Source organism: Dactylosporangium sp. NPDC006015 (assembly GCF_040614215.1).
Lineage (GTDB): Bacteria > Actinomycetota > Actinomycetes > Mycobacteriales > Micromonosporaceae > Dactylosporangium > Dactylosporangium maewongense.
The window spans coordinates 86,143-107,053 of the sequence record NZ_JBEXUD010000024.1; the positions used below are offsets into that span (position 1 = coordinate 86,143).

Annotated in this window: 19 protein-coding genes; 12 read left to right on the plus strand and 7 right to left on the minus strand. The window is 71.0% G+C overall.

From position 1 onward, the window contains the following. Positions 1-52: 52 nt before the first annotated feature. From ABZ321_RS34450 to ABZ321_RS34465, 4 genes are all read left to right on the plus strand, one after another. The gene (locus ABZ321_RS34450; RefSeq protein WP_354899154.1) at positions 53-667 is read left to right on the plus strand and encodes a PadR family transcriptional regulator; all 615 of its coding nucleotides are present in this window, start codon (positions 53-55) and stop codon (positions 665-667) included. A gap of 82 nt (positions 668-749) precedes the next feature. Then, the gene (locus ABZ321_RS34455) at positions 750-1,709 is read left to right on the plus strand and encodes an ATP-binding cassette domain-containing protein (RefSeq protein ID WP_344503804.1); all 960 of its coding nucleotides are present in this window, start codon (positions 750-752) and stop codon (positions 1,707-1,709) included. Positions 1,710-1,715: 6 nt separating this feature from the next. After that, positions 1,716-2,471 carry an ABC transporter permease gene (locus ABZ321_RS34460; protein ID WP_344503803.1) on the plus strand — a complete coding sequence of 252 codons (756 nt, stop codon included), beginning with the start codon at positions 1,716-1,718 and terminating at the stop codon, positions 2,469-2,471. Between the two features lie 78 nt (positions 2,472-2,549). Next, positions 2,550-3,752: an MFS transporter gene (locus ABZ321_RS34465; RefSeq protein ID WP_344503802.1), complete on the plus strand. Its 1,203-nt coding sequence runs from the start codon at positions 2,550-2,552 to the stop codon at positions 3,750-3,752. Here the strand turns inward: ABZ321_RS34465 and ABZ321_RS34470 are convergent. Continuing rightward, complete coding sequence (locus tag ABZ321_RS34470; RefSeq protein WP_344503801.1) at positions 3,730-4,389, minus strand: O-methyltransferase; 660 nt, start codon at positions 4,387-4,389, stop codon at positions 3,730-3,732. The genes ABZ321_RS34465 and ABZ321_RS34470 overlap by 23 nt on opposite strands. Then, positions 4,386-5,000 (minus strand): Maf family protein, encoded by a 615-nt coding sequence (locus tag ABZ321_RS34475; protein WP_344503800.1) that lies wholly within the window; start codon positions 4,998-5,000, stop codon positions 4,386-4,388. The genes ABZ321_RS34470 and ABZ321_RS34475 overlap by 4 nt, the downstream gene beginning before the upstream one ends. A 27-nt stretch (positions 5,001-5,027) precedes the next feature. Here ABZ321_RS34475 and mscL point away from each other — a divergent pair, with 27 nt between their 5' ends. Further along, on the plus strand, positions 5,028-5,834 hold the full coding sequence (gene mscL, locus ABZ321_RS34480) for a large conductance mechanosensitive channel protein MscL (RefSeq protein ID WP_354899160.1): 807 nt from the start codon (positions 5,028-5,030) through the stop codon (positions 5,832-5,834). On the opposite strand, the gene ABZ321_RS34485 is transcribed toward mscL, so the two are convergent. After that, on the minus strand, positions 5,743-5,958 hold the full coding sequence (locus tag ABZ321_RS34485) for an acyl-CoA carboxylase subunit epsilon (RefSeq protein ID WP_354899257.1): 216 nt from the start codon (positions 5,956-5,958) through the stop codon (positions 5,743-5,745). The two genes, mscL and ABZ321_RS34485, sit on opposite strands and share 92 nt — an antisense overlap. A gap of 93 nt (positions 5,959-6,051) precedes the next feature. Here ABZ321_RS34485 and ABZ321_RS34490 point away from each other — a divergent pair, with 93 nt between their 5' ends. Both ABZ321_RS34490 and ABZ321_RS34495 read left to right on the plus strand, forming a co-directional pair. Beyond that, positions 6,052-8,211 carry a hypothetical protein gene (locus ABZ321_RS34490; RefSeq protein WP_354899163.1) on the plus strand — a complete coding sequence of 720 codons (2,160 nt, stop codon included), beginning with the start codon at positions 6,052-6,054 and terminating at the stop codon, positions 8,209-8,211. A gap of 65 nt (positions 8,212-8,276) precedes the next feature. Beyond that, on the plus strand, positions 8,277-10,151 hold the full coding sequence (locus ABZ321_RS34495) for a protein kinase (RefSeq protein WP_354899166.1): 1,875 nt from the start codon (positions 8,277-8,279) through the stop codon (positions 10,149-10,151). A 1-nt stretch (position 10,152) separates the two neighbouring features. Here the strand turns inward: ABZ321_RS34495 and ABZ321_RS34500 are convergent, their stop codons facing one another. Next, positions 10,153-11,733 carry an acyl-CoA carboxylase subunit beta gene (locus ABZ321_RS34500; protein WP_344504022.1) on the minus strand — a complete coding sequence of 527 codons (1,581 nt, stop codon included), beginning with the start codon at positions 11,731-11,733 and terminating at the stop codon, positions 10,153-10,155. Here ABZ321_RS34500 and ABZ321_RS34505 point away from each other — a divergent pair. Both ABZ321_RS34505 and ABZ321_RS34510 read left to right on the plus strand, forming a co-directional pair. Beyond that, positions 11,732-12,595, plus strand: coding sequence for a biotin--[acetyl-CoA-carboxylase] ligase (locus ABZ321_RS34505; RefSeq protein WP_344503795.1), 864 nt, complete (start codon positions 11,732-11,734; stop codon positions 12,593-12,595). The genes ABZ321_RS34500 and ABZ321_RS34505 overlap by 2 nt on opposite strands. Before the next feature lie 66 nt (positions 12,596-12,661). Continuing rightward, positions 12,662-13,210, plus strand: a complete 549-nt coding sequence (locus ABZ321_RS34510; protein WP_344503794.1) for a PH domain-containing protein — start codon at positions 12,662-12,664, stop codon at positions 13,208-13,210. 19 nt (positions 13,211-13,229) lie between these two features. Here ABZ321_RS34510 and ABZ321_RS34515 read toward each other — a convergent pair whose 3' ends face one another. After that, positions 13,230-13,844, minus strand: coding sequence for a GtrA family protein (locus ABZ321_RS34515; RefSeq protein ID WP_354899169.1), 615 nt, complete (start codon positions 13,842-13,844; stop codon positions 13,230-13,232). Positions 13,845-13,977: 133 nt separating this feature from the next. Next, positions 13,978-14,454 (minus strand): GtrA family protein, encoded by a 477-nt coding sequence (locus ABZ321_RS34520; RefSeq protein WP_344504021.1) that lies wholly within the window; start codon positions 14,452-14,454, stop codon positions 13,978-13,980. A 296-nt stretch (positions 14,455-14,750) separates the two neighbouring features. Here ABZ321_RS34520 and ABZ321_RS34525 point away from each other — a divergent pair, with 296 nt between their 5' ends. Further along, positions 14,751-16,577, plus strand: coding sequence for a phosphoenolpyruvate carboxykinase (GTP) (locus ABZ321_RS34525; protein ID WP_354899172.1), 1,827 nt, complete (start codon positions 14,751-14,753; stop codon positions 16,575-16,577). 118 nt (positions 16,578-16,695) lie between these two features. Then, a complete protein-coding gene (locus ABZ321_RS34530; RefSeq protein WP_344503790.1) occupies positions 16,696-17,466 on the plus strand; it encodes an isoprenyl transferase in 771 nt (256 codons plus the stop codon). Between the two features lie 902 nt (positions 17,467-18,368). Here the strand turns inward: ABZ321_RS34530 and otsB are convergent. After that, on the minus strand, positions 18,369-19,169 hold the full coding sequence (gene otsB, locus ABZ321_RS34535; protein WP_354899176.1) for a trehalose-phosphatase: 801 nt from the start codon (positions 19,167-19,169) through the stop codon (positions 18,369-18,371). 419 nt (positions 19,170-19,588) lie between these two features. On the opposite strand from otsB, the gene ABZ321_RS34540 reads away from it, so the two are divergent. Next, positions 19,589-20,869, plus strand: coding sequence for a PhoH family protein (locus tag ABZ321_RS34540; RefSeq protein WP_344504020.1), 1,281 nt, complete (start codon positions 19,589-19,591; stop codon positions 20,867-20,869). Positions 20,870-20,911: the final 42 nt, after the last annotated feature.

The window sequence follows — 20,911 nt, forward strand, 5'->3', positions numbered from 1 at the left end:
GTCATAGTCAAACCGACCCTATTAAGATTATGTCGTGTCTACTACGCGTTTGATGATCATGGGACTGATCTCCTACCTGCAGCCCGTCCACGGTTACGACATCCGCAAGGAGCTGACCAGCTGGAACGTGGAGAGTTGGGCCAATGTCCAGCCGGGATCGATCTATCACGCGTTGCGCAAGCTGACCGAGGAAGGCCTGCTCGAGCCGGTCGACACCGAGCAGGTGGACGGGCGTCCGGCCCGCACGAGGTACCAGCTGACCAAGGCCGGCGAGGTCGAGTATCAGGCCATGCTGCGCAGGTACTGGTGGGAGTACTCGGAGCCGGTCGACCCCTTCCAGGCCGCCTTCGCCTTCCTGCCGTCGCTGCCGCGCCCCGAGGCGGTCGGCGCGCTGCGGGCCCGGGCACGGCTCCTCAACGACTGGGTTGCAACCTATCGCGACAGCATCGACGAGTGGATCGCCGACAAGCCGCCGCACGTGGGCTGGCAGCTGGAGCTCACGGCGGTGCGCGCCGAGGCGGAGGCCCGCTGGTGCCAGGACGTGGCCGCGCGGGTCGAGGCCGGCGAGGGTGGGCACTTCAACGAGGGTGGGCAGAGCCCCGACGCCTGGCGCGCGGCGATCCGTGAGCAGTTCGGAGACCCGCAGGACGACGAGGACGAGGTTTAAAACGCGATATAACGCGCTTGACTAGTAGTTTATATCGCGTTAGGTTGACCCGCGTAGCACACAGACGACAGGGGAGACCGTCATGATCGAGACGAAGGGTCTGCGGAAGTCGTACCGCTCACGGGCCGGTCGGGAGACCAAGGTCGTCGAGGCGGTCCGGGGGGTCGACCTCTCCGTCCGGGAGGGGGAGATCTACGGGTTCCTCGGCCCCAACGGCGCGGGCAAGACCACGACGCTGCGGATGCTGGCCACGCTCATCACGCCCGACGGCGGCGAGGCGGTCATCGCCGGCGCCGACCTGCTCAAGCACCCGGGCGAGGTGCGCCGCCGGATCGGTTACGTCGCCCAGGGCGGCAGCACCTGGGACGAGAGCACCGCGCGCGAGGAGCTGGTCCTGCAGGCCCGCTTCTACGGCATCCACAAGGCCGAGGCGCTCGAGCGGGCCGACAAGGCCCTCGCGGCGTTCCAGCTCACCGAGTACGCCGACCGCAAGACCAAGACCTACTCCGGCGGCCAGCGCCGGCGGGTCGACATCGCGCTCGGCATCATCCACGGGCCGAAGGTCGTCTTCCTCGACGAGCCGACCACCGGCCTCGACCCGCAGAGCCGCGCCCACATGTGGGACGAGGTGCGCCGCCTGCGCGCCGAGGGCATGACGGTCTTCATCACCACCCACTACCTCGACGAGGCCGACGCGCTCTGCGACCGGATCGCGATCATGGACCACGGCGAGATCGTCACCGAGGGCACGGTCGACGCGCTCAAGCGCGAGGTCGCCGGCGACGTCGTGACCGTCGGCACCGCCGGAGCATCCGCTGAAACGGCGATCGCGCTGCTCAGGAACCAGGACTACGTCCGCAAGCTCGAAGAACACGCCAAGAACGAGCTCCGGCTGTACGTGGACGAGGGCGCCGTCGCGATCCCGCACATCCTCCGCGTGCTCGACCACGCCGGCGTGCAGCTCACCCAGATGGAGCTGCACCGACCCAGCCTCGACGACGTCTTCCTCACCAAGACCGGCCGTTCACTTCGGGAAAGCTGAGTAGCGATGAAATTCCTCCGCGACACCTGGCTCGTCTTCGCCCGCCAGATGCAGCTCATGCTCCGCCAGCCGGTGTGGCTGATCGTCGGGGTCATCCAGCCGCTCTTCTACCTCCTGCTCTTCGCGCCGCTGCTGAAGCCGGCGCTCGGCGTGAAGACCAACGCCGAGGCGTACGAGCTGTTCGTGCCGGGCCTGCTGGTGCTGCTGGCCATGTTCGGCTCGCTGTTCACCGGCTTCGGGCTGATCGCCGAGCTGCGCGCCGGCGTCATCGAGCGGAGCCGGGTCACCCCGGTCAGCCGCCTGGCGCTGCTGGTCGGCCGCTCGCTGCGCGACGTCGTGTCGCTGCTGTTCCAGGCGGCGCTCATCGTCATCGTCGCGGTCGGGTTCGGCCTGAGCGTCGGCGTCCTGGACGTGCTCGCCGCGTTCGCGCTGATGGCGGTCATCTCGCTGATGCTGTCGGCGTTCTCCTACGCGATCTCGCTGAAGCTGCGCAGCGAGGACGCCCTCGCGCCGCTGCTGAACACGATCTCGCAGCCGCTGCTGCTGACCGCCGGCATCCTGCTGCCGCTCACGTTCGCCCCGGCGTGGCTCAAGCGCGTCGCCGACTGGAACCCGTTCTCGTGGGCCACCGACGGCGTCCGGGCCCTCTTCGCCGGCAACCCCGGCGCCGACTCGGTCTGGCAGGCGGGCGTCGTCATCGGCGGCCTGACCCTGATCACCGTGGTCTGGGCCTCCCGCGCCTTCGCCAGGGGCGTCCGTTAGGCCAGTCGACTTTACCGGTAACGACAATCACCGTCACGGCCCCTTCCACCACGGGAGGGGCCGTGACACCGTCAGGCGGTGCCCAATCTCGTCCGCGACCGCCTCACCTGGGTGATCTACGTCCAGCTGTCCCTGTGGTGCTACTTCCTCTACGGGTTCGGGCCGGTCGCCCCGCTGCTGCGCGACGAGCTGCACATCAGCAGGACCCTCGCGAGCCTGCACGGGACCGGGTTCGCCGTCGGCGGCATCGTCGGCGGCGCCGTCATTCCGGCGTTGACCCGCCGGTACGGGCGACACCGCCTCATCTGGGCCGGCCTGACGCTGATCAGCGGCGCCGCCGCGGGCATGTTCGCCGCGCACCACCTGGCGCTGACCCTGACGTTCGCCACCCTCGCGAGCTTCGGCGGGTCGTTGCTGGTCAACGGCATCGTCGCGGCGCTCACCGAGCACCACGGGACCGCCGGGCCGGCCGCGATCAGCGAGGCCAACGCCGCCGCGGCCGCCGTCGGCCTGGTTGCACCGCTGGTCGTCGGGTTCGCCTACGGCACCGGTCTCGGGTGGCGGGCCGGGCTTGTCCTCGTGGTGGTCCCCACCGTCCTGTTGGCGGTGTTCGCCGGTGTACGGGCACCCGAGCCGCTCCAGCACGGCACCGCCGACGGCCGGCGCGCCCGCAGGCTCCCCGCCACCTACTGGCTGGCCGCGACCAGCCTGTTCGCGACCGGTTCGGTGGAGGTCTGCCTGACGCTGTGGGGCAGCGACGTGCTCCGCGACCACGCCCACGTGTCCGCCGGGGTGGCGACGGCGGCCGTGTCGACCATGATCGCCGGGATGGTGACCGGGAGGATCGTCGGCGGGCGGCTGCTGCTGCGGTACCGCCCGACCCGCATGCTCCTGGCAGCGCTCGCCGTGTCCGCCGCCGGGTTCGCGCTGTTCTGGTCGGCGACCGTGCCCTGGCTGGCGATGGCGGGCCTGTTCGGCTGCGGGCTCGGCTGCGGCCTGCACTACCCGCTCGGGATCGGCCTCGCCCTCGCCCACTCCGACGGGCAGCCGGACCTGGCCGCGGCCCGGGCCTCGTTCGCCGTCGGGATCTCCTTCGCGGTGGCGCCGTTCGCGCTGGGCTCGCTCGCCGACCGGGTCGGGCCGCACACCGCGTTCCTGCTCGTGCCGGCGTTCCTGCTGCTGAGCGCCGCGGTGGTGACGCGCCTGGAGAGGCTCACCGGGCGCGCCACCCTCAATACCACGCAGACCGCGGCGCCGGTCAGAGCCGCCGAGCCAGTGTGAGCCCGTCAGCGATCGGGATGAGCACCGACTCGACCCGCTCGTCGGCGAGGACCCGCCGGTTGAACTCGACGATCGCGAGGGTGCCGTGGTCGCCCGGGTCCGGGTCGAGCACGTGCCCGTGGCGCAGCACATTGTCCACCAGGATCAGGCCGCCGGGCCGCGTCCGGGGCACGACCGCCTCCCAGTAACCCAGGTAGCCGGTCTTGTCCGCGTCGATGAAGGTCAGGTCGAGGTGCGGCTCGGCCGGCAGCGCGCCGAGCGTCTCCGCGGCGGGCCCGATCCGCAGCTCGATGCGGTCGTCGAGGCCGCCGCGCCGCCAGTACCGCCGGGCGATCGACGTGAACTCCTCCGACACGTCCAGGCAGGTCAGCCGGCCGCCCTCGGCGAGGCCGCGGGCGATCGCGATCGACGACAGCCCGGTGAACGTGCCGATCTCCAGGGCCTGCCGGGCGCCGCTGATCCGGGTCAGCATCGTCAGCAGCGCCGCCTGCTCCGGCGCGACCTGCATGCCCGCGTCGCGCGGCAGCGCCGCCGCGGTCTCCTCGATCAGGTCGCGGACCAGGTCGTCGGGCTCGCTGCCGTTGGCGACGACATACGCGTGCAGCGCGTCGGTGAGGGCAAGTGTCTGTCTCGTCATGATTCGATCCTGCCCCGCCAGAAGTCGGTGATGCGGACCCCGAGGATCGACAGCAGCACCCGCAGCGTCGGCAGCGACAGGCCCACGACGTTGCCGTGGTCGCCCTCGATCCGGTCGACGAACACGCCGCCGAGCCCGTCGATGGTGAACGCGCCGGCCACGTGCAGTGGCTCGCCCGTCGCCACGTACGCGGCGATCTCCTCGTCGTCGGGCTCCGCGAAGTGCACGACGGTGCCGACGGTCTTCGACGTGTTGCTGCCGGACTCGGCGTCGACCAGGCAGTGGCCGGTGTACAGCACGCCGGAGCGGCCGCGCATCGCCTTCCAGCGGGCGACCGCCTCGTCGGCGTCGGCCGGCTTGCCGAGCACGTCGCCGTCGAGCTCGAGCACCGAGTCGCAGCCAATCACCAGGGCGTCGGTGCCCGCCACCCCGGCTGACTCGGCGACGGCGAGGGCCTTGAGCTCGGCGAGCGTGCCGGCGAGGGCGGCGCCGCCGGCCGCCTGGATCGCGGACTCGTCGACACCGCTCACGATGACCCGCGGCTCGATTCCGGCGGCCTGCAGCAGCCGGCGGCGGGCGGGGCTGGCAGAGGCGAGGATGAACGTCTTCACGGGACGGACGTTAGTACCATCGCGGCCATGCGGAAGCTCTGGGCTGAGTTCAAGGCGATCGCGATCGGCGGCTCGGTCCTGGACCTGGCGCTCGGCTTCATCATCGGATCGGCCTTCGCCACGCTCGTCCAGTCCTTCGTCACCAACCTGTTCCTGCAGGCGGTCGCCGCTGTGGTCGGCGAGCCCGACTTCCAGCAACTGAAGATCACGCTGCACCGCACGCCGATCAAGTACGGCGTGTTCCTCAACGACCTGCTGCAGTTCCTGCTGCTGGCGGTCGCCCTGTTCGTGATCATCAAGTTCATGACCTGGATCGGCGTGGAGCGGGGCAGGTCGCTGGACCAGCGGCAGTGCCCGTTCTGCTACGACCGGGTGCCGGCCGCGGCGCTGATCTGCCGCTCGTGCGGCCAGCAGCTGGTCGAGGACCTGCCGACGCTCGCCCAGGCGGAGTTCCTGCAGGACGAGCGCGAGGCCCGCCGCTGGCCGACGCTGCCGGCCCTGCCGCCGATCGTCATCCCGCGCCGTCGCCCGCCGACCGGCCGGCCACCGGCGAGCGAGCCTCCGGTGGACGAGCCCCCGGTAGACGAGCCTCCGGTGGACGAGCCCCCGGTGGACGAGCCCCCGGTGGACGAGCCTCCGGTGGATGAGCCTCCGGTGGACGAGCCTCCGGTGGACGAGCCTCCGGTGGACGAGCCTCCGGTGAACGATCCCACTGCCGGCGAGCCTCCGGCGGGTGGTGGCGCTAGCGCCAGCGGGGACGAGACGCCGGCCGGGCGCTCTGGCGCCAGCGCGACACCGGCGCAGCAGCCACCGTCGCGGCGGCGGGACGGCTGAAGAGCACCCCGACGATCGCCGCGACCTCCTCGGCCGTCGGCGTACCGCGGACGACCTTGAACAGCGGTTCCTCGGCCACAGGACCTCCCGGAAAGTACGCGAAACGTTGCCGTCCTGCGAGCATACGCATGCATCGGCGGCGCATACTCAAGCGGAACGGGAGTCGATGGCGAGTTTGGGGGGCGCATTGACAAACGTCCCATTCCGGGTCGCATCGATGCTCATCGTCGGCGCGCTTCTCGCGGCACTGCTGCCCGGGGCGCCCGCCCAGGCGCGTGAGGGCGAGCAGCCGGCGTCGGTGTCCGCGTCGCTGCGGTATCAGATCACGTTCGCGGCGCGCTCCTGCGGCTCGTACGACGACGTCATGGCCAACCGGGTCCGCGACGACCGCATCGAGGCGGCGTCCGCCCCCGGCCGCGCCAGCGCGTACAAGGACGGCCAGGCGGTCGACCCGGCCGTCGAGGCGGCCAACGGGGCCGGCTGCACCGCCCTGCCCGGCTGGCACTTCTCGCTGGGGCCCGGGCAGGAGAAGAAGGGCGCGCTGTCGACGGTGACCATGCCGGCGGTCGACTCCGGCGCGACCGCCGGCCAGGTGCCGCTGCTGGACGCGGCCGGCCACAAGACCGACAAGCTCATCGACGGCGCGGTCACCCTGCAGCTGACCCCGGAGCAGGCGAGCGCGTCCTCGCACCGGCAGCTGTGGGTGCAGGGCGGCACGCCGGGCGACCCGCTGCTCGCCGCGGCGCTGCCCGGGTACGGGTTCGGCGTCCTGCGCTGCGGCGCCGACGGCCACGCCGGCGGCAACGTCCAGTGGCTCGGCTTCCCCGCCGGGGCGCGGCACGTGCTCTGCTTCGCGTACTACGTGAAGTCCGCGCAGGCCCCGGCCACGCTCGTGGTGAAGGCCCGCACGACGGCCCCGGCCGGCTACCAGCAGCGGTTCGCGTTCGACGCCTCCGCCAGCTACGCCGCCGACAAGCGGATCTACGCCGACGCGAAGACCGACGCGACCCTGGTGCGCAGCTCCGGCGGCCAGCCCGGCACGGTCGTGTCGCGGACCCCGGCGGGCTGGACGCTCACCGACCTGAGCTGCGGCAAGAGCGGCGCCGGGCGCAGCCTCACCGCCACCGACCTGCCGACGGGCACCGCCACCGTCACGCTCGCCCCCGGTGAGGTCGTCACCTGCACGTTCACCTACACCCCGCCGGCCGCGCCGCCGGGGCTGACGCTGCGGCTGTTCGGCGACGCGCCCGGCGGCGCGTTCAACCTGTCCGTCGCCTCGGGCGGCGGGGCCGACCCGCCGCGCCTGCTGCAGGCCGCGCCGGCCGGTGACGGCTCCGCCACCGTCGCGACCGGCGCCGACCTGAGCACGCTGCTGCCGGGGGCGTATCCGGTGACGCTCACCGCCCCGGCCGGCGAGACCGACGCATGGTCGCTGACCGGGGTCGGCTGCGGGGCGACCGAGCTCAAGCCGGAGGGCATGTCCGTCACCGTCATGGTCGCCGCCGGCGCCCCGACCGACTGCACGCTGCGGGTGACCCGCAAGGGCGGCAGCATCCAGCTGCGGTCGGTGACGGTCGGCGGGATCGGCGCGGCGTCGTTCGTGATCGCGCCGCGCGGCGAGGGCTCGCCCGGCTGGTCCGGGGTGGCGACCACGACCGCGTTCGGCGAGGCCGCGATCGCCCAGGGCCTCCCGGCGGCGCTGCCGCTCGGCGACTACGTGGTGACCCCGCTGCCGCCCCTGGCGACGGTCGAGGGCAGCTGGCGGCTGAGCTCGTTCGCCTGCGACCCGGGCGAGTCGCAGGACGTGCCCAACGTCGGTGCCGACGTCGTGCCGCTCACCGCCGCCGTGCCCGCCGCGAAGTGCACCGCGTCCTACCTGTTCGTCGAGGCGCACCAGCTGCAGGTCACCGTCCGCTTCGCGGGCAGCACCAGCGGCCGCGACGGCCCGATCGTGCTGGATGTGGACTGCACCGACGGCTCGACCGGCCGGGTCGTGCTGCCCGGGGACGACAACAGCGAGGCGTCGCTGCCCACGCCGCTGGGCTTCCTGGACCCGGCGAAGTGCACGGTGCAGCGCCCGGCGACACCCACCGCGGCCGGCGCCGCGGTGGCCGTCGGCGCGACGGTCGATCCCGCGCCGGGCAACGCGCCGCTGCCGATCCCCGGCACCGTCGTCATCGGCGAGGAGACCGGCGCCGACGTCGACCTGTACACGGTGACGGTCACGGTGACCTTCACCGCCGACGACAGGGCACCGACCCAGCAGAAGGTCCTCGACACGTTCCGGGTCCTGCCGGTGGCCCTGATCGGCGCCGGTCTGGTCGGTATCGGCCTCGTCATCCTATTGATCATGGTCTTGCGGTCCCGCACCGACTGAGACGGGTGATCTCGCCCAGGTCCGGGCTGTCTGGAACGTGCGCTCGTTCGGTAGCGTCTGTGGTGATGACGCAGTCCACGTCCCTGATCGCTGAGCGCTATCGATTGATCGAGTCGCTCGGCGCCGGTGGCATGGGCCGGGTGTGGCTCGCCCGCGACGAGATGCTGCGCCGCGACGTCGCGATCAAGGAGGTCATCCCGCCCGAGGGGCTGACCGCCGAGGAGCGCGAGGAGCTGCGGCTGCGCACCCTCCGGGAGGCCCGCGCCGCGGCCCGCCTCAACGACGCGAACGTCGTGCGGATCTACGACGTCGTGCAGACCGAGCAGGCACCGTGGATCGTGATGGAGTACGTGCCGTCGCGGTCACTCCATCAGGTGATCACCGACGACGGGCCGCTGCCGCCGGAGCGGGTGGCGCAGATCGGGCTCGCCGTGCTCAACGCGCTGAAGGCCGCGCACGCCGCCGGGGTGCTGCACCGTGACGTGAAGCCCGGCAACGTGCTGCTCGCCGACACGGGCCGGGTGGTGCTCACCGACTTCGGCCTCGCGGTCTTCGAGGGCGGCGACGGCGCCGTCACCCGCCCCGGCCTGATCCTCGGGTCCCCGCAGTACATCTCCCCGGAGCGCGCGAGAGAGGGCACCTCCGGACCGGAGTCCGACCTGTGGTCGCTCGGCGCCACGCTCTACGCCGCCGTCGAGGGCCGCTCGCCGTACGCGCGCTCCACGACGTACGCGACGCTGACGGCCCTCGCCACCGAGGACCCCGACCCGCCGACCCGCGCGGGCGTGCTGAAGCCGGTCCTCAACGCGCTGCTGCGCAAGGACCCGAAGGCGCGCGCGGGCGTCGCCGAGACCGAGCGGCTGCTGCAGCGGGCCGCGTCGGGGGAGGGCCGCGCCTGGTCCTGGACCTTGCCCGCGCTGCCCCGGCCGCGCCGCTCGCGGGAAGGCCAACCTTCGGGCCTGCGCAGCTCCTCCAGCGGCTCGTCGAGAGGCTCGTCGCACCCGCTCGGCGGGGGGTCGGCGCGGCCGGAGGCGCCGGTCAGCTCGCCGCCCGCGGGCCTGGATCAGGACAGCCCGGCGCAGGTCGCGGACGCCGCCCCGGCCCGGACCGACTTCCCTGGCAAGGCCCGCGGCAGCGCGCCCGTCGGCGCCGGCCTCTACTCCCGCGGCGGGGTTCCCGCCCCCGAGGTGGTGCCGGTCAGCGACGACGTCGAGACGGTGCCGCCCGGCCAGCACCGCGGCCGCTGGATCGCCGCGGTCCTCGTCGCGCTGGCCCTGCTCGTCGGGGCCGTGATTCTGATCGCCGACTCCGGCGACGACCCGCCGCAGACGCTGCCGACCGGCGCGCAGGCCACCGGGCTGGGGGCGGGTCCCGCCACGTCCGGCGCCGCGGGCCCGGCGTCGGGCAGTCCCACCGCGAGCGCGTCGCCAGACGTCCGCGGCACCTTCGGCGGCACCGTGATGGACCTGCCGGCCGGCTTCCACTGGGAGACCGACGCCAAGTACGGCTGGGCGGTCGCGGTGCCGGACGGCTGGGTGCGCACGGTGAAGAAGCCCAGCTACCCGTCGATGATCTCCTTCGTCGACCCGCTCGACGGCCGGTGGGAGGTGGCGATCGACACGTCCTTCAACCCGCCGAAGGGCGACCCGGTCGCCGACTGGCGCGAGCAGGAGGCGGCGCGGCTCAAGGACGGGCTGTACCCGGGCTACGAGCAGGTCGGGATCGACACGGTCAACTTCCGGGACGGCTGGGCCTGCGCGGACTGGCAGTGGCGGTACACGGCCCCCAGCGGCCGCCTGCACATCTCCAACATGGGCTGCCGGGTCAACCCGGGCCGGGGCCACGCCATCTACTGGCAGACCCCGGACGCGCTGTGGGAAGACTCCGCCACCGTCAACAAGTTCAACATCATCAAGGTGTCGTTCAGGGTGACGGCTTGACCTACAGCGGGATGTTGCCGTGCTTCTTCGGCGGCAGGGTCTCCCGCTTGGTGCGCAGCAGCCGCAGCGCCCGCACGATCTCCACCCGCGTCGCCGACGGCGCGATGACCCCGTCGACGTAGCCGCGCTCCGCCGCCACGTACGGGTTGGCGAGGGTGTCCTCGTACTCCTGGATCAGCTCGGCGCGCAGGCCGGCTGGGTCCTTCGCGTCGCGCAGCTCCTGGCGGTACAGGATGTTGACCGCGCCCTGCGCGCCCATGACCGCGATCTGCGCGGTCGGCCAGGCGAAGTTGAGGTCGGCGCCGAGGTGCTTGGAGCCCATGACGTCGTAGGCGCCGCCGTACGCCTTCCGGGTGATGACCGTGACCTTCGGGACGGTGGCCTCGGCGTAGGCGTAGATGAGCTTCGCGCCGCGCCGGATGATGCCGTCCCACTCCTGGCTGGCGCCCGGCAGGAAGCCCGGCACGTCGACGAACGTGAGGATCGGGATGTTGAACGCGTCGCAGGTCCGCACGAAGCGGGCCGCCTTCTCCGACGCGTCGATGTCCAGGCAGCCGGCGAAGTGCATCGGCTGGTTGGCCACGACGCCGACCGGGTGGCCCTCGACCCGGCCGAAGCCGATCAGGATGTTCTGCGCGAACAGCGGCTGCACCTCGAGGAAGTCCTCGACGACCGACTCGATGACCGTGTGCATGTCGTACGGCTGGTTCGCCGAGTCGGGGATGACGGTGTCCAGCGCCAGGTCGTCCTCGGACACCTCCAGCGACGCCGGCAGCGGCACGACCGGCACGTCGTCCATGTTGTTGGACGGCAGGTAGGACAGCAGGGCCTTCACGTACTCGATCGCGTCGTCCTCGTCGGTGGCGAGGTAGTGCGCGTTGCCGGACTTGGTGTTGTGCGTCCGGGCCCCGCCCAGCTCCTCGAACTCGACGTCCTCGCCGGTCACCGTCTTGATCACGTCGGGGCCGGTGATGAACATGTGCGAGGTCTGGTCGACCATCACGGTGAAGTCGGTGACGGCGGGGGAGTACACCGCGCCGCCCGCGCACGGCCCCATGATCAGTGAGATCTGCGGGATGACACCCGACGCCCGGACGTTGCGGAAGAAGATCTCGCCGTAGAGCCCGAGCGAGACGACACCCTCCTGGATGCGGGCGCCGCCGGAGTCGTTGATCCCGACCACCGGGCAGCCGATCTTCATCGCCAGGTCCATGACCTTCACGATCTTCTCGCCGAAGACCTCGCCGAGGCTGCCGCCGAAGATCGTGAAGTCCTGCGCGAAGACGCAGATCTGCCGCCCGTCGACGGTGCCGTACCCGGTGACGACGCCGTCGCCGTACGGGCGCGACTGCTCCATCCCGAAGTTGGTCGACCGGTGCCTGGCCAGCTCGTCGAGCTCGACGAACGAGCCGGGGTCCAGCAGCAGCTCGATCCGCTCGCGTGCGGTCTTCTTGCCCCTGGCGTGCTGCTTCTCCACGGCCCGGGCCGACCCCGCGTGCACGGCCTCGTCGGTCCGCCGGCCCAGATCGGCGAGCTTCCCCGCGGTCGTGTGGATGTCAGCGCCGACACCAGCCTGCTCAATGGTCACGTTCGGCATCGTAATCGGGCGGCGATACGGTCGACCTGTGAACATTTACACCGACCTGGAGCGCCCCCCGCTGCATGCGGCCGCGCTCCGCCGCGCGTTGGTCGTCCCCGGCGGGCTCTGGACCGACCTGCGCGTGGTCGAGGAGACCGGCTCGACCAACGCCGACGCCGGCGACGCCGCGCGGGCCGGCGCCGCCGAGGGCCTGGTGATCGTCGCCGAGCGGCAGACCGCGGGCCGGGGCCGGCTGGGCCGGCAGTGGCAGTCGCCGCCGCGGGCCGGTCTGGCGCTGAGCATCCTGCTGCGCCCGGTGGTGCCGGTGTCGCGCTGGGGCTGGCTGCCGCTCCTGGCCGGGGTCGCGCTGGCCGAGTCGGTGCGCCGGGTCGCCCGCCTCGACGCCTACCTGAAGTGGCCCAACGACCTGCTGCTGCAGGGCGACCGCAAGACCGCCGGCATCCTCGCCGAGGGGGTCGGCGACGGCGCGGTGGTGGTCGGCATCGGGCTCAACACCACGCTGCGCGAGCACGAGCTGCCCCGCCCCGACGCGACGTCCCTTGCCCTCGGCGGTGCCGCCAGCGCCGACCGCGACCCGCTGCTGCGCGCCCTGTTGCGCGGGTTCGAGGAGGTGTACCGGCAGTGGCAGGCCGGCGACGACTCCGGCATTCGCGAGGCGTACCTCTTCCACTGCGGCACCATCGGCCGGCGGGTCCGGGTCGACCTTCCCGGCGGCGCCACGCTCGACGGCACGGCCACCGGCGTCGACGTCGACGGCCGGCTGCAGGTCACGGACGTGTTCGGGAAGGAGCACGCGGTCGCCGCCGGCGACGTGGTGCACGTCCGCGCAGAGACGACCGGGTAGGCCAATGTCGCACCGGGTCGGGACGGTCTAGCCTCCACCTCGACATTCATGAACGAGGAGGTTGGCGTGGGGTTCCCGGAAAGCGTCCTGACCAAGGACGAGCAGGTGGTGCTGCACCTGCACCCCCACTGGAAGGCACTGTTCCTGCCGGTGCTCTGGTTCGTCCTCACCGCCGCCGCGGTCGTGGCCATTTCCCTGTTCACGGGGGTGGGCATGATCGGCACGCTGATCGCGGCCGGGGTCGGCCTGGTGATCGTGCTCGTCGTCACCGTGTGGCCGTGGATCAAGTGGAAGACCACGCACTACGTCTTCACCAACGAGCGGGTGATCATGCGCAGCGGCGTGTTCTCGCGCAGCGGCCGGGACATCCCGCTGGGCCGGGTCAACGACGTGTCGTTCTCGCACTCGCTCTTCGAGCGGATGCTCGGCTGCGGCACGCTGACCATCGAGTCGGCCGGTGAGCGGGGTCAGGTGCAGCTCACCGACATCCCGCAGGTGGAGAAGACCCAGAGCATGCTCTACGAGCTGGTCGACGCGGACCGGCAGAAGCACACCTTCGGCGACGACGACCGGCAGGCCCTCGTCGACGAGATCAAGAACGACGCCGCGTCCTGATTGCTGTCCTGATTTCTGGTCAACGGTGGCCGGCGGGCTCATTGAGGGTCAGCTCGCCGGCGCCGTCCTCCTCGGGGTGGCGCGGCACCGGCGCGACGGCCACGTCGGTCAGTGCCACCTCCAGGGCCTCGACCTCGGCCTCCAGTTCGGCGTCCGCGATCACCTGCGGGTCGTCGGAGGCCACCGGCGTCTGGAAGACGAACGTCCGGTACGCCCAGAAGCGGAACACCATCGCGATGCCGATGCCGAGCGCGCTGGCGATGTTGAAGGCCAGCCGGTCGGCGCTGTTGGTCTCGCTGAAGCCCAGCCCGTACTTCGCCACCGCGAGGACCGCGCTCTGGATCAGCAGGCCGACGCCGTTGAGCGCGAAGAACAGCGTGTACTCCCGCCGCATGCTCGTGCGGTCGCTGTGACGGTAGGTCCACTGCCGGTTGAGGAAGTAGGACGCCGTCGTGGCGACGACGGCCGCGACGATCTTCGCCTTCAGCGGGCCGATCGACAGCAGCAGGTTGAGCACCGCGAAGTCGATGATCGTGTTGATCCCGCCGACCGCCAGGAACTTGAACAGCTCGGTCACGAGCGAGCGATGCCGCTCGGGGACATACCGGTCGCGAAGGTTGCTGGCAAGGCGCACCGTGCAACCTTACGGTAGGTCGCCAAGCATCGCCCTGGGTACGGCGCAGACTGCGGGGCAGCTCACCCGCATCTTGACCCCTGCGCAACCAGGCTGTTACCTGCCGCCGCGTTTGAACCTCAGTTTATGCCGGTCAGGCCGTCTTTCGGAACACGATCTGCCGATAGCTCCAGAAACGGAACAGCGTCCCGAACGCCATGCCGACCACGTTGGCCGCGATGTTGTCGGCGAGCTTGCCCTCGAACCAGGGCCACACCGAGCCGAGCCCGTAGTGGCTCGCCCACAGGCAGAGCAGGCCGATCAGCAGGCCGACCAGGTTGAACAGGAAGTACAGCGTGTATTCGCGGCGCAGGTTGGTGCGCTCGCGGTCCCGCCAGGTCCAGAACCGGTTGCCGATGAAGGCGACGGTCGCCGCCACCACCGTGGAGATCGTCTTCGCCACAAGGGTCGGCGTGCCGCCGAAGAGCAGCACGTTGAAGATGGCGACGTCCACCATGAACGCCACGATCCCGACCGTCCCGAACTTGCCCAGCTCGTGGACGAGGTGCTCGAAGCGTGCGAACAGGCCGCGCAGGCCGCCCGGCCGTGGCTCGGACGCCACCGACTGCAGTTCCGTCACGTGGCAGAGGGTACGGCACCGCCGACCTCAGCGGGCGCACCTGCCACAGACCGCACAGTTTGCGCATTGATGCGCGGTTGACGAAAAGTTCACGCGCGATTCTGCGAACGGTCGCGAGATTCTCCGGTCCTTGTGCAAGGTTTCACAAGCTCTCACGCTGCCCGGCCCGGTTGACCGGTTTAGGCTGAGGGAAATCAGTAGAACGCATTCACGGCCGCTCGCAGCATCGCGCGCCGTGCTTTGGCATTTGCGCCTACAGGTCAACGCCGACCACAGGGAGATTCTCGATGTCAGCACCGGTCACGGTCCCGGGTCTCGACCAGGCACCCACCGCCCATTCCAAGCTCCTCGCCTGGGTCCGCGAAGTCGCCGAGCTCACCACCCCTGACCGGGTGGTCTGGTGTGACGGCTCCGAGGGTGAGTGGCGCCGCATCACCGACGAGCTCGTGGACAAGCAGGTCCTGGTGCGGCTGCGGCAGAAGCCCAACTCGTTCTGGGCCCGCACCGACCCGTCGGACGTCGCCCGGGTCGAGGAGCGCACGTTCATCTGCTCCGCGGACGAGGCCGACGCCGGCCCCACGAACAACTGGATGGCGCCCGCGGAGATGAAGCGGGTGATGACGGAGCTGTACGACGGCTCGATGCGCGGCCGCACGATGTACGTGGTGCCGTTCTGCATGGGCCCGCTGACCGCCGAGCGGCCGATGTTCGGCGTCGAGCTGACCGATTCCCCGTACGTCGTCGCCTCCATGCGGATCATGACCCGGATGGGCGCCGACGTGCTCGACCGGATGGGCGCCGACGCGCCGTTCGTGCCCTGCCTGCACTCCGTCGGCGCGCCCCTCGCACCCGGCGAGCAGGACGTCGCGTGGCCGTGCAGCGACACCAAGTACATCTCCCACTTCCCGGAGAGCCGGGAGATCTGGAGCTACGGGTCGGGGTACGGCGGCAACTCGCTGCTGGGCAAGAAGTGCTTCTCGCTGCGCATCGCCAGCGTCATGGGCCGCGACGAGGGCTGGCTCGCCGAGCACATGCTCATCCTCAAGCTGACCGGACCGTCCGGCCAGGTGAAGTACGTGGCCGCCGCGTTCCCCAGCGCCTGTGGCAAGACCAACCTGGCGATGCTGGAGCCGACCATCCCCGGATGGAAGGTCGAGACGCTCGGCGACGACATCGCGTGGATGCGCTTCGGTGCAGATGGGCGGCTGTACGCCGTCAATCCCGAGTTCGGCCTGTTCGGTGTCGCTCCCGGCACCGACTGGAAGACCAACCCCAACGCGATGCGGACCCTCGCGAAGGGCAACTCGGTCTTCACCAACGTCGCGCTGACCGACGACGGCGACATCTGGTGGGAAGGCATGGGCGAGCCGCCCGCGCACCTCACCGACTGGAAGGGCCGCGACTGGACGCCCGACTCGGACGAGCCGTCGTCGCACCCGAACTCGCGCTTCTGCACGCCGATCGAGCAGTGCCCGATCCTCGCCGACGAGTACGCCGACCCGCGCGGCGTGCCGATCGACGCGATCCTCTTCGGCGGCCGGCGCAAGACCACGATCCCGCTGGTCACCGAGGCCCGCGACTGGGTGCACGGCGTCTACCTCGGCGCGACCCTGTCCAGCGAGACCACCGCGGCGGCCACCGGCAAGGTCGGCGTGGTCCGCCGCGACCCGATGGCCATGCTGCCCTTCATCGGCTACAACGCCGGCGACTACTTCGCCCACTGGATCGAGATGGGCAAGGGCGCCTCCTCCGGCACCGCGCAGTTGCCCAGGATCTTCTACGTCAACTGGTTCCGCCGCGGCGACGACGGCCGCTTCCTGTGGCCCGGTTTCGGCGAGAACGCCCGCGTCCTGAAGTGGGTCGTCGAGCGCATCGAGGGCACCGCTGACGCCGTCGAGACCCCCATCGGCCGGGTGCCGGCGCCCGGCGCGCTCGACGTGGACGGCCTCGACCTCACGGCCGAGGACCTCGCTGCGGCCCTGCGGGTCGACGCCGACGAATGGCGGGCGGAGATCCCTCAGGTGACCGAGTGGTTCGAGCGCTTCGGCGACAAACTCCCCGGGGTGCTCTGGGCCGAGCTCGACGCGCTGAAGGCCCGGCTCGACGCCGCATAGTGGCTGGTCGGCGGCCGGTCAGTCAGCAGATCGGCCGCCCACCCACCCGCCGTTCAGCACTGTCCGGTGCACGGCTGACGGTGTCGCTTTGCCCGGTAGGTCGCTACTCTTCTCGACCGTGGGCCTGCGTGACGTGGTGTATTCGTTGTACGAGAAGCGTCTCGCCCGACGGCTGCACGGCAAACCTCAGCCGCGACACGTCGGGGTGATCGTCGACGGCAACCGGCGCTGGGCGCGCGAGATGGGCTACGTCGATCCCAACGACGGCCATCGCGTCGGCGCCGAGCGGATCAAGGAGCTCCTGCGCTGGTGCGACGGCGCGACCGTCGCGCACGTCACCCTGTGGCTGTTGTCCACCGACAACCTGTCCCGCCCAGCCGCCGAGCTCGACCCGCTGCTGCAGATCATCGAGAACCTGGCCGCCGAGCTCGCCGACGAGGGCAACCCCTGGCAGCTGCGCATGGTCGGCGCGCTGGACCTGCTGCCCACCGCCAGCGCCCAGTCCCTCAAGGCGGCCGAGGAGCGCACCGTCAGCCGCACCGGCGGCGCCCAGGTCAGCCTCGCCGTCGGGTACGGCGGCCGCCGCGAGATCGCCGACGCCGTGCGCTCCCTCCTCCACGAGCACGCCAAGGCGGGCACGTCGATCGAGGAGCTCGCCGAGATCCTCGATGTCGACCACATCTCCGACCACCTCTACACCCGCGGCCTGCCCGACCCCGACCTGGTGATCAGGACCAGCGGCGAGCAGCGCCTGTCAGGCTTCCTGCTCTGGCAGAGCGCCCACTCCGAGTTCTACTTCTGCGACGTCCACTGGCCCAGCTTCCGCCGCGTCGACTTCCTGCGCGCCCTGCGCTCCTACGCCAACCGCCAACGCCGCTACGGCGTCTGAGCCGGCTGTAATTCCCCCCACCGCTGCCGCGGCGGGGCCCGGCGGGGATTCTCACCCGCACCCCAATGCGCCGCTCCGCGACGCACTGCCCGCGCCGAGACGCGAGGCAGGCCAAGCGGCGCATGCGCGCCGCATCCGGCGGCCGGCCCCAGCCGATCCATGATCCGGTAAAACTCGTGCACCCAGAGCAACGCAACTTCGTCCAGACCCCGCCAACCACCCGCCCGCCATGACCCCGTGCGATCACGGCCCCCGCTCCGCACCCTTCGGCCTGAACTTCTCGCCCCATGCTCGCTGACCTGCACTTTCTCGGCCCGCGCTCCCTGGCCCGCACTCCCTGACCTGCGCTTCTCGCCCCACGTGCTCTGGCCTGCGCTTCTCGGCCCTGCGCTTCCGGCCTGCGTCTCTTCTTCTCAGTGACGCCTCTGCCACTTCGACGCCCGGGTCCACCTCTGGACCTATCCCCGCTCGGGCCCGCCTCGCCCGGACAGACGTTGGTCAATGCCCCGAAACGCCCCTTTTCGGGATAGACGTTGCGCGATCCACCCACAATTTGATCTCTGAAATCGAGGCTCATCGCGCAATGTCGATGGGACAAAGGCCGCAGACCCGGGCATTGATCAACGTCGGTGCCGAGGTGTCTCGTCAAGTGTCGAGGCTGCTCGTCGGTGTCGTGTGGCGAAGTGTGCGGCGGTCGGGGCCGACCATGATCAGCACGGAAATCATGGGCGAATCTGGCCACGGCTGGCCACCGGATGCGGCGCGTATGCGCCGCTTGCTCTGCCTCGCGTCTCGGCGCGGGCAGTGCGCCGCGGAGCGGCGCACTGGGGTGCGGGTGAGAATCCCCGCCGGGACCCGCCGCGACAACGGTGGGGCGGAAGCACAGCGGGGAATTACAGCATTTACAGCTGGGAGAGCAGGGTGCGGAGGAGGGCGGGGACGTCCTCGGGGGCGTCGACGTGGATGTCGGCGGCTTCGATCAGGGCGTGGCCGCTCTCGGCGTTGGCGACCGCGACCCGCACGCCGACGAAGTCGGGGTCCGCTGCTTCGCGGGCGGTGAGGGCGTCGAAGGCGCGCAGGTCGGCCACGTCGTCGCCGAAGTACCAGGCGCAGCTGTGGCCCTCGGTCTCCTCGCGCAGGACGCTGCCCTTGTCGCGCTGGCCGGGGGGCTTCAGCTCGACGACCATGCGGCCGGCCTGGAGGCGCAGGCCGAGCTCGCCGGCGCGCTCCTTGGCCCACTGCTCGACCTCCGGGGCCAGGTGGGGCGCGTTGCGGTAGTGCACGGCCACGGAGAGGCGCTTGTACTCGACCCGGGTGCCCACCGGCAGTTCCGCCCGGGCGCGGTCGGCCAGGTCGCTCATGACCTGGACGAAGGGGGCCGCCGACGGGTCGGTCTCGACCAGTCCGCCGGGGCGTTGGACCTCCAGCCCGTACAGGCCGAAGACCGCGACATCGGGCAGGTCGGCGAAGCGCTCGCGGAGGAAGCCGGCCGGGCGGGCCGAGACGATGACGACCTTGCCCAGGCGACGGCTGAGCTCGCCGAGGGCCTCGACGATGCCGTCGGCCGGGTGGACCGTCTCGGGATCTTCCTGGATGGGCGCGAGAGTCCCGTCGAAGTCGAAGAAGAAGGCGCAGTGGCCTGCGCGCTCCGCGGTCAGCTGGAGGATGGCCTCGCGCGAGCGTGCAGTGTCAGGGGCCGCCATGTGCCAAGCGTACTGAAGAATTCACGCAGCGGCGTACCTCACAAGGCGGGCAATCAAGGACTCGATCTAGTGGATTTTGCTTGCAGCGGTTAGCGTCTGTGCTGTGGCTTGGGGTTTTCCCGGCCATCCGAGGCCCGGACCGAGCGATCACTGTGAAGCCACGGGGCCAAGCACCCGACCCCGTGCGGGCGTCGGAGGACGCGAGTGCGGGCGGCGAGGTGCCCGTCCCCGGAGATCCCGTGACCGTTCGCCGTAGTCCCTCGGAGTCCACCCCTCCCGCTCCACGCGGCCGCGCCACCAAGGCGCAGCCCGCGGAAGCGCCGCAGGAGGTCGTCAAGCCGGTCCGTCGCACCAGGAAGACGGCCCAGGAGAAAGCCCAGGAGAAAGCCCGGGAGCAGACACCGGACAAGCGCACCTTCGTGCTGGACACGTCCGTGCTGCTGGCCGACCCGGGCGCGTTCCTGCGCTTCGGAGAGCACGACGTGGTCCTGCCCCTGGTCGTCATCTCCGAATTGGAGGGCAAGCGGCACCATCCCGAGCTCGGGTACTTCGCGCGGCGTTCGCTGCGGTTCCTGGACGACCTGCGGGCCAAGCACGGCCGGCTGGACGTCCCGCTGCCGCTGACGGACTCCGGCGGCACCCTGCGGGTCGAGCTGAACCACGCCAACCAGAACGTGCTGCCGGCCGGCTTCCGGGCCGACACGGACGACGCCCGGATTCTCGCGGTCGCGCTCGCGCTCGCCGCCGAGGGCAAGGACGTCCTGCTGGTCACCAAGGACATGCCGCTGCGGGTCAAGGCCGGCTCGGTGGGCCTGGCCGCGGACGAGTACCAGCCGGGTCCGGCGACCAACCAGAGCTGGACGGGCATGGTCGAGCTCGGCATCGCCGAGGACGAGGTGAAGCGGCTCTACGCGGGTGAGGCGATCGACCTCGACGGCGCCGGCGACCTGCCGGTGCACACGGGTCTGGTGCTCACCTCGCAGAACGGCTCGGCGCTCGGGCGGGTCTGTGCCGACAAGTCGGTGCGGCTCGTGCGGGGCGACCGGGAGGTGTTCGGCGTGCGGGGGCGCTCGGCGGAGCAGCGCATCGCGCTGGACCTGCTGCTGGACGAGTCGATCGGCATCGTGTCCATGGGTGGGCGGGCCGGCACCGGCAAGTCCGCGCTCGCGCTCTGCGCGGGCCTGGAGCAGGTCATGGAGCGGCGCAAGCACAAGAAGGTGATCGTCTTCCGGCCGCTGTACGCGGTCGGCGGGCAGGAGCTGGGCTATCTCCCCGGCGACGCCGCCGAGAAGATGTCGCCCTGGGCGCAGGCGGTCTTCGACACGCTCGGCTCGCTGGTGCACGACAACGTGATGGAGGAGGTGGCGGCCCGGGGGATGCTCGAGGTCCTGCCGTTGACCCACATCCGCGGTCGCAGCCTGCACGACGCGTTCGTGATCGTCGACGAGGCCCAGTCGCTCGAACGCGGCGTCCTGCTCACCGTGCTGTCCCGCATCGGCAGCAACTCGCGGGTCGTGCTGACGCACGACGTCGCTCAGCGTGACAACCTGCGGGTCGGCAGGCACGACGGCATCGCCGCGGTGATCGAGGCGCTGAAGGGCCACCCGATCTTCGCGCACGTGACCCTGACCCGTTCGGAGCGGTCGCCGATCGCCGAGGTCGTCACGGACCTGCTGGAGGACCTCCCGTTCGAAAGGTGAGTTGAGTAAAAGAGTCCTAATTGTCACGTGATTAGGATCACA